Below are 12,755 nucleotides of genomic sequence, written 5' to 3'. Positions count from 1 at the left end.
CGCGGTCGTGATCGAGGCTTGCAGCAACGGCCCAAGCCACAACCTGCGGGCCCGGTGCCTTCTGGCCGGGCCCGATCTGGTGGTGGTGGTCGATGGCGGCGATAGCCCCCACGTGGGCGCCGTGGCCATGGCCAGCCCACGGCCCAGCCTGCGCCCCGGCGGCGGAACCAGCGCCGACGTCTCGGTGCTTTGCCGCGCCGGCCACAAGGAAGACGACCTGGCCCGCCAACTGGCCAAGGCCTTGGCCGCCGCGCTCGATCGCCAGGTGGTGGTCTGCGCGGGCATGCACTGGGACGGCCTGGATCAGGTCGGCCTGGCGCTGGTGATGCAAAACGCCGCCGCACTGCCGGCGCTGATCGTGGCCGCCCTGGCCGCCCACGCCGGAACGGCCGGGCCGGCTCCAGAAGCCTAAGCCATATGCGCGGCAAAATACAAAACGGGCCACCCCTCGCGGGAGGCCCGTTTTGTTTCGCACGCGGCTTTGGTCAGTGAATCAACTTGCCGATGCGGTCCCAGCGCACGCCCCAGCCGTAGTTTTCCCACGACCAATAAATGATGAAGGCCCGGCCCAGGATGTCCTTGCGCGGCACGAAGCCGCCCTGGCCGCCAAACCAGCAGCGGCCGTCGCGAGAGTTGTCGCGGTTGTCGCCCATGACGAAGTATTGGCCCTCGGGCACCTTGATCGGACCGAAACGATACTGCTTGGGGCAGCCGGGGTCGGGCAGGCCGCCGGCGTGTTGGCCCCAGTCGTCCTGGATCTGGCGGCCGTCGATGAAGATGTCGCGGCCGCGCACCTCGACGGTCTCGCCGGGCAGGGCGATGATGCGCTTGATGAAGTCGGTGGAGCGATCCTCGGGAAAGCGGAAGACGATGATGTCACCGCGCTCGGGGTCGGACAACTGGATGGAGACGGCCGGCCAGGGCATCTTGAGGAAAGACTCTTCGCCCGTGCCAAAGGGAATGTGAAACTCGTTGTCCAATATCACGAAGTCGTAGGACGACTTGCTGACCAGCAAGTGATCGCCCACCAACAGCGTGGGGATCATCGAACCGGATGGTATCTTGAACGCCTGCACGCCCCAGCCGCGGATCAGAACGGCCAAAAGCAGGGCCCACAAGAGCGCTTCGAGGTATTCCCGCGAGGTCGACTTGACTTTTTTGTCGTTTTGGCCGTCCTCTTGGGTCGCTTTGCCCGCCTGGGCCAGAGAGCCGAAAAGCATGGTTTTCTCCGCTAGAGTGCATTGCGCCGAGGGCAAGCATAGCCGCCGGCGGCGGGGCTGTAAACGATATTCTCCCGCCGGTGGTCGGGCCTAGAGCGCGCCCATGGTCCGGCCGATGAACAACCCGAACATCAACAGCAAAATCAAGCCGAAATGCCGGCTGACCCGACCGCTGTGGGCCATGACCAAAAAGACGAGGCTGATGGCCAGCATGAACGGCAGCCCCACATCGGCCACCGCTCGGCTGACCGGCAGTGGTTGGATCAACGCCGGCGCGCCCATGACCAAAAACGAATTGCAGATGTTGGAGCCGACCACGTTGCCCACGCTGAGGTCGTGGTAGTTTTTCTTGGCCGCCGTCAGCGAGACCACCAGTTCGGGCAGGCTGGAGCCCACGGCCACCACGGTCAGCGCCAACAGCGAAACGTCGGCCAGGCCCAACAGCGTGGTCAGCTTGTTGACGGCCTCGACGGTGTAGCGCGCGCCAAAGTAGATGGCCGCCACGCCGGCCAGCAGATAGGCCCACGTCTTCAGGCTCGGCCGTTGGCGGGGGGCGTCGTCATCGGCCTGGCGGCGCAGGGATTGGCTGAGGTAGACCGCGTAGAGCAGCAGCAACACCACGCCCTCGCTGGCCTCGACGCGCCCGTCTTGCAGCATCAGGGCCAAAACCAAGGCCGAGACGATCAGCACCGGCATGTCCAGGCGCATGAGTTGCGGCCCCACCGAAAAGCCGCGAAAGGCCAGGGCCGCCGCGCCCATGATCAGGCCGATGTTGGCCACGTTGGAGCCCACCACCGTGCCGGCCCACGAACTCGCCCGCCCCGTCCAGGGCCGAGGCCAGGCTGGCGGCCAATTCGGGCAGGCTGGTGCCCAGGGCCACCAGGGTCACGCCGATGATGGCGTCGGAGACGCCAAGGGCCCGGGCCAGAGTGGCGGCTTGCTCGACAAAAACGTCGGCCCCCTTGATCAACACGGCCAGCGCGCCGGCCAACACCACGAACCAAAGCAGGATTTCGGACATGAAGCATCCTTTCGCGTCGGGCCAGTATAGCAAAGGCCCGCGCCCACGCCAACTTTGCCTTGATTTGGCCTTGACAAACAAAATAATCGGCCGCAGAATTTAAACCATCAACCGCCCCACGAAGGGGCCAAAACCGGGAGACGCGAGCATGAAGATCAAGAAGATCGAGCGCACCCAGCGCGGGCTCTGCAAGTGCAAGAGCTCCTGCTAGCCTGACTGAAGGCGGCAAAAAGGGGAGGCTGGCATGCCTCCCCTTTCTATTTGGCTGTGTTGACCCGAGGCTGCCCCATGCGACAAGCGATCTGCCCGCGCATGTGCCGATACTACAAGCCCGGCAAAAAAGAAGACCCCGGCTGCGGCGGCGTGGAATGGCTGGCGGCCAGGCCAGGGCTGGGCGCGGCCGTTGACGGCCTGAGGCCCGAGAGCGCGCCAGACCTGTTCGGCCTGGACGACGACGACCCCCGGTTGTGGGCCGTGTGCCGGTCTTGCGCCTTTTTGATCGACGGCTGCGATTTCCGCGACCCGGCCGTGCCCGCCGCGCAATGCCAACCCTGCGGCGGCCTGCGGGCCGTGGCCGGGCTGCTGGCCGCCGGCGTCGAATTGGACCTGCAATCATGACCATCGCCGACCCCTTCGCGCGCTTGGCCGATCACGCCAGCCTGCGCCGCCTGGAAAGCCCCTGCCTCTACGACCGCCGCGCCGACGAACTTTACGAGCTCAGCGACGAGGCCCTGGAGGCGCTGCTGCGCTGTAACGGCGGCAACCGGCTTTCGCAACTGGGCCTGGAGCGCGAGTTTCTGGAATATTGCCTGGCCGAGGGCCTGCTGGAGCTTTTGGACCAGCCCCGGCCCCGGCCCTTGGCCGCGCCCACCAGCCCCACGCCCAGCCTGCGTTATCTGGAGCTGCAAATCACCTGGCGCTGCAATCTGGCCTGTCGGCATTGCTACCTGGGCCAGGCCAGGTCCGTGGACATGCCCGTCGGCCTCTTTGCCGCCCTGGTCCGCGAGTTCGCCGACATGGGCGGTCTGCGGCTGTTGATCAGCGGCGGCGAGCCGCTCAGTCATCCCCAATGGCCCCAGATCAACGCCTGCCTGGCCGCCTTGCCCGTGCGGCGGGTGCTGTTGTCCAACGGCCACCTGCTGAGCTCCGAGGCGCTGGCGGCGCTCAACGTGGACGAGGTGCAGATCAGCCTCGACGGCCTGGAAGAAGGCCACGAGGCCCTGCGCGGCCGGGGCGCCTTCGCCAAGGCCCTGGAGGCGGCGCGCCTGACGCGGGAGCGCGGCCTGGATCTGTCGCTGGCCACCATGGCCCACGCGGCCAACCTGGATCAGTTCGAGCGCCTGGGCCAACTGGCGCGCTCGTTGGGGGCCAGGGAGTGGGGCGTGGACGCGCCCTGCCTTGTTGGCCGCCTGGGCGACAACCCCCAACTGGCCATCACCCCCCAACAGGCCGCCCAGGCCATGGCCCACGCCTATGGCGGGGCCTATCACGGCGGCGGCGAGGGCATGGCCTGCGGGCTGCACCTGTGCACGGTGGCCCCCGACGGCCGGGTGGCCCAATGCGGCTTTTATCTCGACACGCCCCTGGGCCGGGCCGAGGAAGGCCTGTGGGCCTGCTGGGCCAGACGCCAGCCCTTGGCCCTGGCCGATGTGGCCGGCTGCCGCGAGTGCCCCGTGGCCGACGAGTGCGGCGGCGGCTGCCGTTTCCGGGCCGGCGACCCCATGGCCGCCGATCCGGTGATGTGTGCGGCCATGGGCCAGCCCGCGCCCGACGAGGCGCTGATCTTGCCTGGAGGAACGACGTGAAGCACAAGGCGGTTTTTCATGTGGACATGGCCGAGGACAAAATCCTGGACGTGGCCCTGGCCAACATCGACAATTACCTGAAGGCCGTCGGCCAGGCGCGCATCGTGCTGCTGTTCAACGGCCCGGCGGCCAATTTTTTCCACGATGGCGGCGGGGTCAGGGCCCAGGCCTTTGCCGAGTTGGCGGCCAGGGGCGTGCGGGTGGCGTTGTGCAACAACGCCCTGGTCAAGTTTGGCGTGGACCGCGACAAGCTGCCGGCCGGCGTGGAAGTCGTGCCGGCCGGCATTGTGGAGCTGGTCGAGCTGCAACACGACGGCTGGGCCTATATCAAGCCATGAAGCGGGCGGGAGGCGAGTAGTTATGGTCAAGACGATTTTCGACCTGGTGGGCCGGGCGGCCCGTGAAGGCGGCGAGACGGTGCTGGGGCTCAAGGATCTGGACACCCACGCCTGCTACATGCTCTATGGCGTGCTCCAACCCGGCGAGCCGCCCCGCCTGCTCAAGCCCGGCGTGGGCCACGAGGAGATCATCTGCGTGGTGGCCGGCAGCCTGGAGCTGGAGCATGACGGCCAAAAGCTCGTTTTGCAGGCCGGCCAGGCCGTGCATCTGGTGGGCGAGGAGACCTGGCGGGCCAGCGCGCCGGGGCCCCTGGAGGCTCGCTACGTGGCCGCCGGCGGCCACGGGCAAGGCGGTCACGGCCACGGCCACCACGGCCATGATGACCACGACCACCACGACCACTGAGCACCGGCGCCACTCGCGCCACGCCGCCGTTGCGAGCATCGCCTGCGGCGCATCATGCACGAGGAACTATATGATATAGAATAACAATATTCATGCATGGAAGTTTGGCAATGGTTGACAAAAAATCACTTTGTCCAGAGCAAATTGAAATGCTTGACGAGCACTTGCCATACAGATTGCAACTTCTTGACGGGTTGTGCTGGGCATGTTCAGTCCTCGATTCTAGCCTTGGCAATTCCAGCTTGTCTTTGTCGTTATCTGGCGCTCAGGTTAATTTTCCCGATGCAAGGCCATTAACTAATGCCTTGGCAGAATCTGGCATTCTTTATTGCCGCGTTCTATTGAATTTTCTTGGGATTCATCATAATAACGGCAAGTTTACCGAGTATAATCCGAGAGAAGATGACTTTACTATTGCAAATCTTGGGCTACAAATTGTAACCACTGATAAACTGAAATCGGATCCTCCTACCGGAAATCCAGACGATATTGAGCGTGCATGCCTGAATATGTTGCGTTCCGCCAATAAAGCGGTTGCGCACTTCACTACCGCCGATGCGCGAGCCTGCTGTAACGACGCCGCATGTTGCGCGAAAACAGTCATGTGGCTTATCGAAAAATATGTATACAGAAAGCTCGGACGCGAAGTCCCAGCGTACAAGATATGGACGAACCAATAAATAATTATGCGCCAGATTCAGATTAAACCAGAATGCACAGATATAGTATGTACAGATATAGTATTTACCTGACATTGCCGCCCCTGGTGGGGTGATTCTTGTACCGTCTTGCCTACTTCTCGAAAAGCACAGCCGATATGGCCTCAATATCGTTTTAAGCCCCACCTCCGCGCGGGGGGCGAGACGTCCTTTCGACCACTGAGCCGACCTGGGCGACAAAAAACGCCGGCCGCGGAGGCGCTGTCCGCGGCCGGCTTTTATTTAGTCATGCAAGGCTAGTTGTGCTTATGTCCGTGACCGCCGGCGGCGTGGTCGTGGACCTCGATGCCCACCAGGCCCTTGGCCGCGCCGTGGCCGTGATCGTGGCAGGCGCAAGAATCGTCGGCGCAGGTCCGGCCGCCGGCCCCGCTCAGCCTGGAGCGCAGGCTCAACCACAGCGGCTTGACCGAAAGGGCAAGCAACGCCGCCACCCCGGCCAAACGCAGCCACTGGGGCATGATCTCCGAGGCCTGGCCCATCACCGCCTGGGGGTTGATGGCCAGCCAAACGTAAACCGCGTCCAGGGCCAGGCCCAACAACACCGACATCACCGCGATGGCGGCCAGGTAGATGGCCGTGGCCCTTTTACCCAAAAGGCCGGTCATCATCGTCAGCGAGGCCACGTTGGTGGCCGGGCCGGCCAGCAAAAAGACCAGCGCCGCGCCGGGGCTGACGCCCTTCAGGATCAGCGCGGCGGCGATGGGCGTGGATGACGTGGCGCAGATATAGAGCGGGATGCCCACGGCCAGCATGATCAGCATGCTGGCCAAGCCGCCGCCCAGATAGCTGGAGAGCAGCTCCGCCGGCAAAAGCGCGGTGATCACCCCGGCCAGCAGCACGCCCAGCAAAAACAGCCCGGCCAACTCGGCCCACAACTCGCCAAAGGCGTAACGCGCCCCGGCGAGCACCTTCTGGCCAAAGCCGTGGTGGGCGGCGTGAACCTCGGGCGGGCAATCCACGCCGTCGCAGCAGCCGTCCACCGGGCAACTGAGGTCGGGCTTGATCGGGGCCTGGCCCTCGCGTTCGCTAAGGTTTTCCAGCGCGCCGGCGACGAAGGCCGTGCTCACCGCCGCCAACGGCCGGGCCACTGTCATCAGCGGGTCCATCAGGGCGTAGGTGATGGCGATGGAGTCCACGCCCGATTCCGGCGTCGAGATCAGAAACGACGTCACCGCGCCCCGGTTGGCCCCCTGCCGCCGCAAGGAGGCCGCCGCCGGCATCACCCCGCAACTGCACAGCGGCAGCGGCACGCCCAGCAGCGCCGCCTTGAACACCGACAAAAAGCGGCCCCGGCCCAGATGCTGGGCCACGAAACCCGGCCGCACGAAGACCTTGACCAGCCCGCCCACCAGCAGGCCGAAAATCATGTAAACCGACGAATCGACCAAGATATGCCAGGCCTCGCGGCCGATGGCGATGAGCGTATCCATGCTGCATGGTCCCTTCAGTGCCGCAGATGGTCCAGGCCCAGTTGCAACTGGCCGGCCACGTGGGCGTCGTCCAACGAATAATATATGATCTGGCCGTCGCGCCGCGGCTTGACCAGGGCCAGATCGCGCAGGCGGCGCAGGGCGTGGCTGATGGCCGAGTCGCTAAGACCGGCGTGGGCGGCCAGGTCGCAGACGCACATCTCGCCGCCCATGAGGGCCGTCAGGATCTTCAGGCGGTTGGGGTCGCCCATGGCCTTGAAGATCAGGCTGAGGCGCTCCAACTCGTCGTCGCTGGGGCCTTGGGCTTTGGCTTGGCGCAGGCGGTCGAGGTGAATCACCTTGAGCTGGCAGGCGATGGGCTCGTCTTCGGGGCGTTGTTTTTTGGCCGTCATGATTGCTCCTGTATATGAACAATTATTCATATACAACATAAATTTCGCCGCGTCAAGGGCGCGACCGCTTGACAATTTGGTTATTTGGCCATATAACCAAATAAACGGAGGACGCGTCATGGATCAAAAGACCAGACTCAAGCTGGAGGCCAGGGCCAGGGTGCTCAAGGCCATGGCCCATCCCTCGCGGCTGCTGATGGTCGAGCGTCTGGCCGGGGGCGAGATGAGCGTGGCGCAATTGACCGAGCTGGTGGGCGCGGACATGTCGACGGTCAGCAAGCATCTGTCCCAACTGCGCGCGGCCGGTGTGGTGGCCGACCGCCGCCAGGGCGCGCAGGTTTACTATCGTTTGCAAGCGCCGTGCGTGATGGGCTTTTTCGATTGCGTGGACAACGTGCTGCGGGCCGGCGTCCAGGAGCGCATCGAGATTGTCGGCGGTGTGGGCGAAAAATCGCATAACTAGGGAGTGGTCGTGATGGACCAGGAGCTGAAGGACGAGCTAAAGAAGCTTTCGTGGTTGATCCTTGGCTTTTTGGCGGCCTATTTCGTGCCGTGGGGCGGCGAAAGGGTTGGCGCGGCGCTGATCGAGGCCTTCATGATGCTTCAGGAGTACGCCAGGGAGCACGTATTGCTGTGCCTGGTTCCGGCCTTTTTCATCGCCGGGGCCATCGCCGTGTTCGTTTCGCAGGCGGCGGTGCTGAAGTATTTCGGCCCCCAGGCCCGCAAGCTGCTGAGCTATTCGGTGGCTTCGGTTTCGGGCTCTGTGCTGGCGGTGTGTTCGTGCACGGTGCTGCCGCTGTTCGCCGGCATCTACACGCGCGGGGCGGGCATCGGCCCGGCCACGGCGTTTTTGTATTCCGGCCCGGCCATCAACGTGCTGGCCATCGTGCTTACCGCGCGCATCCTGGGCTGGCAATTGGGCCTGGCCCGGGCGGTGGGGGCCATTGTCTTCGCCATTGTCACGGGACTACTCATGGCCTTTATTTTCCGCAAGGACGAGGCCCAGCGCCACGCCGGCCAGATCCACCTGCCAGAGGAGACGCCCAGCGGCCGCAATCTGGCCCAGGACGCGCTGTTCTTGCTGACGCTGGTGTTGATTCTGGTCTCGGCGACCATCGCCGTGCCGGCCCCTGGCGAGGGCGGCTTGTGGGCGGCCCTTTATGGCGTAAAGTGGTGGCTGGCCGGTGGGTTGTTGCTGGGCTTGGCGGCGATGCTGCGTTTCTGGTTCGCCCGTTGGGAGTTGGGGATGTGGTTGCAGTCGACCTGGGGTTTTGGCAAGCAGATCATGCCGCTGTTGGCCATGGGCGTGTTGGTGGCCGGATTTTTGCTGGGCCGGCCCGGCCATCAGGGGGTGATCCCGGCCGAGTGGGTGCAGTCGATGGTCGGCGGCAACAGCCTGTGGGCCAACTTCTTCGCCTCTTTTGCCGGGGCGCTGATGTACTTCGCCACCCTCACCGAGGTGCCCATCTTGCAGGGCCTGCTGGGCAACGGCATGGGCCAGGGCCCGGCCTTGGCCCTGATGCTGGCCGGCCCGGCGCTGTCGCTACCCAACATGCTGGTCATCGGCGGGATCATGGGCTGGAAGAAGACGGCCGTGTTCTGTTCTATCATCGTGGTCATGTCGACTATCGCCGGGCTGATTTACGGCGCGTTGGCAGGCTGAAAAAACATGGAAGACGTGCGCCTGATAGGCATCGACGGCCGCCAAGTGGGCCTGCGAGGGCTGGACCAGGCCGTGAGCGAGATGGCCGACGACTGGGCCGCGCGCTCCGACGCCGAAGTGGGCGCGGAGCTGTTGCGCCGCCTGTCGCCGATCAATTACATCCCGGCCAGGGCCAGGCAGGCCCATGAGCGGGCCTTGGCGGCGCATTTCCGGCGGGCGCTGGGTGGCCAAGTCGGCCAGAGCGGCGCGCCCGGTTTGGAGGTGCGCATTCTGGGCCTGGGCTGCGCCCAATGCCATCGCCTGACCCAACTAGCCATGCGCGCCGCCGCCGAGCTGGGCTTGGCCGCCGATGTGGAGCATGTCGATGATTTGCGGCGCATCGGCCAGTTTGGCGTCATCGGCGCGCCGGCCCTGGTCATAAACGGCCGGGCGGTTTGGGTCGGCTCCGTGCCGCCCTATGAAAAAATCAAGCAGTGGCTGGCCCAAGGGTGCGAGCGCTCCGGCCAGCCGATGGAGTGATCGTCATGGAAATAAAGGTGTTGGGCCCTGGCTGCCCCAAGTGCAAGCAGACCTATGAGGTGGTGAACAAGGCCGTGGCCGCCGTGGGCGTGGACGCCACGGTGCAAAAGGTCACCGGCATGATGGACATCGCCGCCCACGGCGTGATGGGCACGCCGGCGGTGGTTATCGACGGCCAGGTCAAGTGCGTGGGCAAGGTTCCCGGCCAGGCCGAGGTGGAGGCCTGGCTGCGCGGCTGAGCGCCCCCGGCCTGGCGTCAAGCGCCGCTCGTGGCCAGGGCCCGCGCCCCGGCGACGGGCGGCTTTATTTGTTCATGGCCAGGCGCAACACGTTGGCCTCGCCGCGGCGGAAATAGTCGTGGGCGTCGGTTAGCTGGCGGATGAGGTGCACGCCCATGCGGCCGACCTGGCGCTCCTCCAGCGACGAATCCAGATCGGGCGTGGGCACGCTCAGCGGGTCGAAGGCCAGGCCCGAGTCCTCCAGTTCGACCACCACCCGCGTTGGTTCGTCCTTGACGCGCACGGTGATGGAGCCTGTGTCTTGATAGGCGTAGCCGGCCCTATTGGCCGCGGCCTCGTTGTTGTAGGCGTATTGGCAGACGTTGGAGACGGCCTCTTCCACGGCCAGCTCCAGGCGGCCGACTTTGAGCTGATCCAGGCCAAGGGCCTTGGCCTGACCGACCAGCAGTCGCCTGATCGGCTCCAACGCCTGGAAGGTGGCCGGCATGGCCAGATAGGCCATCGAGGCGTAGTCGGCCAGTTGGGGCTCGGGCGCGGCGGCCGGCTTTTTCAGGTCGAAGCGGATCAACACCGAAACGGCCAGGGCCACGACGAAAAGGGCGATGAACGCCCCCAGCATGCCGGAGTAGCCGCCGCTGTGCTCGCGGACATGGGCCGCGAACATCGGCCCGACCAGGCCGGCGGCGGCCCAGGCCGTCAGGATGTAACCGTGGACGACCGCCAACTGCCGCGTGCCGAAAATATCGCCGATATAGGCCGGCACGCAGGCGAACCCGCCGCCGTAGCAGGTCATGGTCAGAAACAGCAGGCCCTGGAAAAGCAGGGCGTCGCTGGTCTTGGGCAGCAAAAAAAACGTGATGATCTGGATGGCGAAAAGGGCCGTGTAGGTGTTTACCCGGCCGATGTAGTCGGACAAACTGGCCCAGGCCAGGCGTCCGCCGCCGTTGAACAGGCCGATCAGCCCGACCATGGCCGCAGCCTGGGCCGCGCTGAGCCCGGCCAGCTCCTGACCCATGGGCGAGGCCACCGAGATGATGGCGATGCCGCAGGTGATGTTGATGAAAAGCATCAGCCACAACAGATAAAACCGGCGGGTGCGCAGGGCCTGTTTGGCTGTCAGCCGCCAGTGGTCCTCGGTCGGCCTGGGCCCGCCGGCCGCGCCGCGCCGCGCGCGCTCGGTCAGGTCGCCCTGGCCCGGCGGGGCCAGGTAGAGCGCCGAGCAACTCATCAGCAGGAAATAACCCGCGCCCAGGGCGAAAAAGGCGTTGGCCAGGCCGATGTCGACGATCAGGCGCTGGATCAATGGACCGCCGATCAGCGCGGCAAAGCCAAAGCCCATGATCGCCAGGCCCGTGGCCAGGCCGCGCCTGTCGGGAAACCATTTGACCAGCGTCGAGATCGGCGCGATATAGCCCACGCCCAGGCCCATGCCTCCCATCACGCCATAGGATAGATACAACAGCGCCAGGTTTTGCCAGGCGACGGCCAGGCCCGAGCCGGCCAGCCCCAGGCCAAACAGCGTCGCCGCCGCCAGCCCCGCCTTGCGTGGGCCGTGCTTCTCCACGTATTTGCCGAAAAACGCCGCCGACAAGCCCAGAAACAAGATGGCCAGGCTGAAGGCGAACTGGGTTTGGCCCAGGTTCCAGCCGCATTGGCCGACGATGGGCTTGGCAAAGACGCTCCAGGCGTAGACAGAGCCGATGGAGAGATGAATGCCCACCGCCGAGGCGGCGATGAGCCAGCGGTTTTTGCCTGTGGGAGCGGACATGAAAACCTCTGTTGGTGGTGGGGTGGCCGACCGATCGCCTTGGAAAATGTTCGCCGCGCGGGGCGTCGCGGGTGAGGACATAGTGCCACAATCGCCCCGGCCTGGGCAAGGGCCGCGCGCGGCTCGTCGCGGCGATGCTTGTCCGTATACGCCGAGGGCTTTGCCATGTTAAAAATAAACATAACCCATTGAACCTGAACCGGCCGATCGTGGGCCTGGGCGCTGTGGCGCGAGAGGGAGCGAGTCGATGTTCAAGACGAAAATCACCGAGATGCTTGGCATAAAGCACCCGATCATCGGTGGGACGATGATGTGGATCTCCGACGCCGATTTCGTGGCGGCCATCTCCAACGCCGGCGGCCTGGGCGTGTTGGCCTCGGCCATCTATCAGACGCGGGAAGAGTTCGCCGCGGCCATCGAGCGCGTCAAGGCCCTGACCGACAAGCCCTTCGCCGTCAACATCAACTTGTTCCCCTCCATGCGGCCCATCGACAACAACGACTACGTCGACGTGTTGGTCGAGCAGGGCGTCAAGATCGTCGAGACCTCGGGCCATTCGGCGCCGGTGGAGCTGTGCGGCCGCTTCAAACAGGCCGGCATGACCTGGATCCACAAGTGCGTGGGCGTGCGCTACGCCAAAAAAGTCGAGGCCATGGGCGCTGACGCCGTCACGGTGGTGGGCTACGAAAACGGCGGGGCCACGGGCGCGCTGGATATCGGCACGCTGGTTTTGGTCCCGCGGGTGGTGGAGGCGCTGGGCCTGCCGGTGATCGGCGGCGGCGGCGTCAGCGACGGCCGGGGACTGCTGGCCATGCTGGCCCTGGGGGCCCAGGGCGTGATCATCGGCACGCGGCTGCTGGCCACAAAGGAATGCCCCATCCACGACAACCTCAAGCAGGCCCTTTTGGCCGCCGGCGAGACCGACACCATGCTGGTCATGCGCTCCATCGGGGCCACCCACCGTGTCTGGGCCAACGAGGCGGCCAAAAAGTGCGCCGAGATCGAGGCGGCCGGCGGCGGCCTGGAGGAGGTGCTTTCCATCGTGGCCGGCGCGCGGGCCAAGGCCATGTTCAACCAGGGCAAGCTGGATGAAGGGATTATCAGTTGCGGCCAGGGCGTGGGCATGGTCCACGACCTGCCCAGCGTGGCAGAGCTGTTCGAGCGCATGATCGACCAGGCGGCCCGGATGCACGGGGCCATCAAACCGGCCTGAGCCGGGCCGGGGAAGGGGAGGG

General features: G+C 65.2%; 16 protein-coding genes and 3 pseudogenes. 11 read left to right on the top strand and 8 right to left on the bottom strand.

The genetic code is table 11. The features are described from left to right. The first annotated feature begins 7 nt into the window (after positions 1 to 7). Positions 8 to 412 (top strand): prenylated flavin chaperone LpdD, encoded by a 405-nt coding sequence (lpdD, locus tag DEBA_RS11370; RefSeq protein WP_013259080.1) that lies wholly within the window; start codon positions 8 to 10, stop codon positions 410 to 412. 73 nt (positions 413 to 485) lie between these two features. Here the strand turns inward: lpdD and lepB are convergent, their stop codons facing one another. From lepB to DEBA_RS19055, 4 genes and pseudogenes are all read right to left on the bottom strand, one after another. After that, the gene (gene lepB / locus DEBA_RS11365; RefSeq protein WP_013259079.1) at positions 486 to 1,220 is read right to left on the bottom strand and encodes a signal peptidase I; all 735 of its coding nucleotides are present in this window, start codon (positions 1,218 to 1,220) and stop codon (positions 486 to 488) included. Between the two features lie 90 nt (positions 1,221 to 1,310). Then, positions 1,311 to 1,838 carry a sodium:calcium antiporter gene (locus DEBA_RS11360; RefSeq protein WP_280985147.1) on the bottom strand — a complete coding sequence of 176 codons (528 nt, stop codon included), beginning with the start codon at positions 1,836 to 1,838 and terminating at the stop codon, positions 1,311 to 1,313. Further along, a pseudogene (locus DEBA_RS18935) lies at positions 1,821 to 2,027 on the bottom strand (calcium/sodium antiporter); the annotation flags it as partial. The gene DEBA_RS11360 and the pseudogene DEBA_RS18935, both read right to left, overlap by 18 nt. A gap of 25 nt (positions 2,028 to 2,052) precedes the next feature. Then, positions 2,053 to 2,241 (bottom strand): annotated as a pseudogene (locus tag DEBA_RS19055) (calcium/sodium antiporter); the annotation flags it as partial. A 288-nt stretch (positions 2,242 to 2,529) separates the two neighbouring features. Here DEBA_RS19055 and DEBA_RS11350 point away from each other — a divergent pair. From DEBA_RS11350 to DEBA_RS18170, 5 genes are all read left to right on the top strand, one after another. After that, the gene (locus DEBA_RS11350) at positions 2,530 to 2,859 is read left to right on the top strand and encodes a hypothetical protein (protein ID WP_013259078.1); all 330 of its coding nucleotides are present in this window, start codon (positions 2,530 to 2,532) and stop codon (positions 2,857 to 2,859) included. Beyond that, the gene (locus DEBA_RS11345) at positions 2,856 to 4,046 is read left to right on the top strand and encodes a radical SAM/SPASM domain-containing protein (RefSeq protein WP_013259077.1); all 1,191 of its coding nucleotides are present in this window, start codon (positions 2,856 to 2,858) and stop codon (positions 4,044 to 4,046) included. The genes DEBA_RS11350 and DEBA_RS11345 overlap by 4 nt, the downstream gene beginning before the upstream one ends. Then, entirely contained in the window at positions 4,043 to 4,384 is a 342-nt protein-coding gene (locus DEBA_RS11340) for a DsrE family protein (protein WP_013259076.1), read from the top strand. Before DEBA_RS11345 ends, DEBA_RS11340 begins: the two co-directional genes overlap by 4 nt. 22 nt (positions 4,385 to 4,406) lie before the next feature. Next, complete coding sequence (locus DEBA_RS11335) at positions 4,407 to 4,790, top strand: cupin domain-containing protein (RefSeq protein ID WP_013259075.1); 384 nt, start codon at positions 4,407 to 4,409, stop codon at positions 4,788 to 4,790. A gap of 110 nt (positions 4,791 to 4,900) precedes the next feature. Further along, positions 4,901 to 5,470, top strand: coding sequence for a hypothetical protein (locus DEBA_RS18170; protein WP_148227856.1), 570 nt, complete (start codon positions 4,901 to 4,903; stop codon positions 5,468 to 5,470). A 275-nt stretch (positions 5,471 to 5,745) separates the two neighbouring features. Here DEBA_RS18170 and DEBA_RS11330 read toward each other — a convergent pair whose 3' ends face one another. Together DEBA_RS11330 and DEBA_RS11325 are read right to left on the bottom strand one after the other, a co-directional pair. Next, positions 5,746 to 6,939 (bottom strand): SO_0444 family Cu/Zn efflux transporter, encoded by a 1,194-nt coding sequence (locus DEBA_RS11330; RefSeq protein ID WP_013259073.1) that lies wholly within the window; start codon positions 6,937 to 6,939, stop codon positions 5,746 to 5,748. A 14-nt stretch (positions 6,940 to 6,953) separates the two neighbouring features. Then, positions 6,954 to 7,331, bottom strand: a complete 378-nt coding sequence (locus tag DEBA_RS11325; RefSeq protein ID WP_013259072.1) for an ArsR/SmtB family transcription factor — start codon at positions 7,329 to 7,331, stop codon at positions 6,954 to 6,956. A gap of 118 nt (positions 7,332 to 7,449) precedes the next feature. Here DEBA_RS11325 and DEBA_RS11320 point away from each other — a divergent pair, with 118 nt between their 5' ends. Genes DEBA_RS11320 through DEBA_RS11305 form a run of 4 tightly spaced genes read left to right on the top strand, consistent with a single transcriptional unit; the run spans position 7,450 to position 9,752 of the window. Then, positions 7,450 to 7,794, top strand: coding sequence for an ArsR/SmtB family transcription factor (locus tag DEBA_RS11320; protein ID WP_013259071.1), 345 nt, complete (start codon positions 7,450 to 7,452; stop codon positions 7,792 to 7,794). 12 nt (positions 7,795 to 7,806) lie between these two features. After that, on the top strand, positions 7,807 to 8,994 hold the full coding sequence (locus DEBA_RS11315; protein WP_013259070.1) for a permease: 1,188 nt from the start codon (positions 7,807 to 7,809) through the stop codon (positions 8,992 to 8,994). A 6-nt stretch (positions 8,995 to 9,000) separates the two neighbouring features. Then, positions 9,001 to 9,513 carry a thioredoxin family protein gene (locus tag DEBA_RS17170; protein ID WP_013259069.1) on the top strand — a complete coding sequence of 171 codons (513 nt, stop codon included), beginning with the start codon at positions 9,001 to 9,003 and terminating at the stop codon, positions 9,511 to 9,513. Positions 9,514 to 9,518: 5 nt separating this feature from the next. Further along, positions 9,519 to 9,752, top strand: coding sequence for a thioredoxin family protein (locus DEBA_RS11305; protein WP_013259068.1), 234 nt, complete (start codon positions 9,519 to 9,521; stop codon positions 9,750 to 9,752). Positions 9,753 to 9,816: 64 nt separating this feature from the next. Here the strand turns inward: DEBA_RS11305 and DEBA_RS19050 are convergent, their stop codons facing one another. Both DEBA_RS19050 and DEBA_RS11300 read right to left on the bottom strand, forming a co-directional pair. Further along, positions 9,817 to 10,239: an ATP-binding protein gene (locus tag DEBA_RS19050; RefSeq protein WP_407639299.1), complete on the bottom strand. Its 423-nt coding sequence runs from the start codon at positions 10,237 to 10,239 to the stop codon at positions 9,817 to 9,819. A gap of 57 nt (positions 10,240 to 10,296) precedes the next feature. Next, positions 10,297 to 11,520: pseudogene (locus DEBA_RS11300) on the bottom strand (L-lactate MFS transporter); the annotation flags it as partial. Between the two features lie 187 nt (positions 11,521 to 11,707). Here DEBA_RS11300 and DEBA_RS11295 point away from each other — a divergent pair. Further along, positions 11,708 to 12,733: an NAD(P)H-dependent flavin oxidoreductase gene (locus tag DEBA_RS11295; protein WP_280985146.1), complete on the top strand. Its 1,026-nt coding sequence runs from the start codon at positions 11,708 to 11,710 to the stop codon at positions 12,731 to 12,733. Positions 12,734 to 12,755: the final 22 nt, after the last annotated feature.

Origin of the sequence: Desulfarculus baarsii DSM 2075 (genome assembly GCF_000143965.1) — a bacterium.
GTDB lineage: Bacteria > Desulfobacterota > Desulfarculia > Desulfarculales > Desulfarculaceae > Desulfarculus > Desulfarculus baarsii.
The sequence above is the reverse complement of the archived record's forward strand: the minus strand, read 5'-3'. Positions and strand labels throughout refer to the sequence as shown.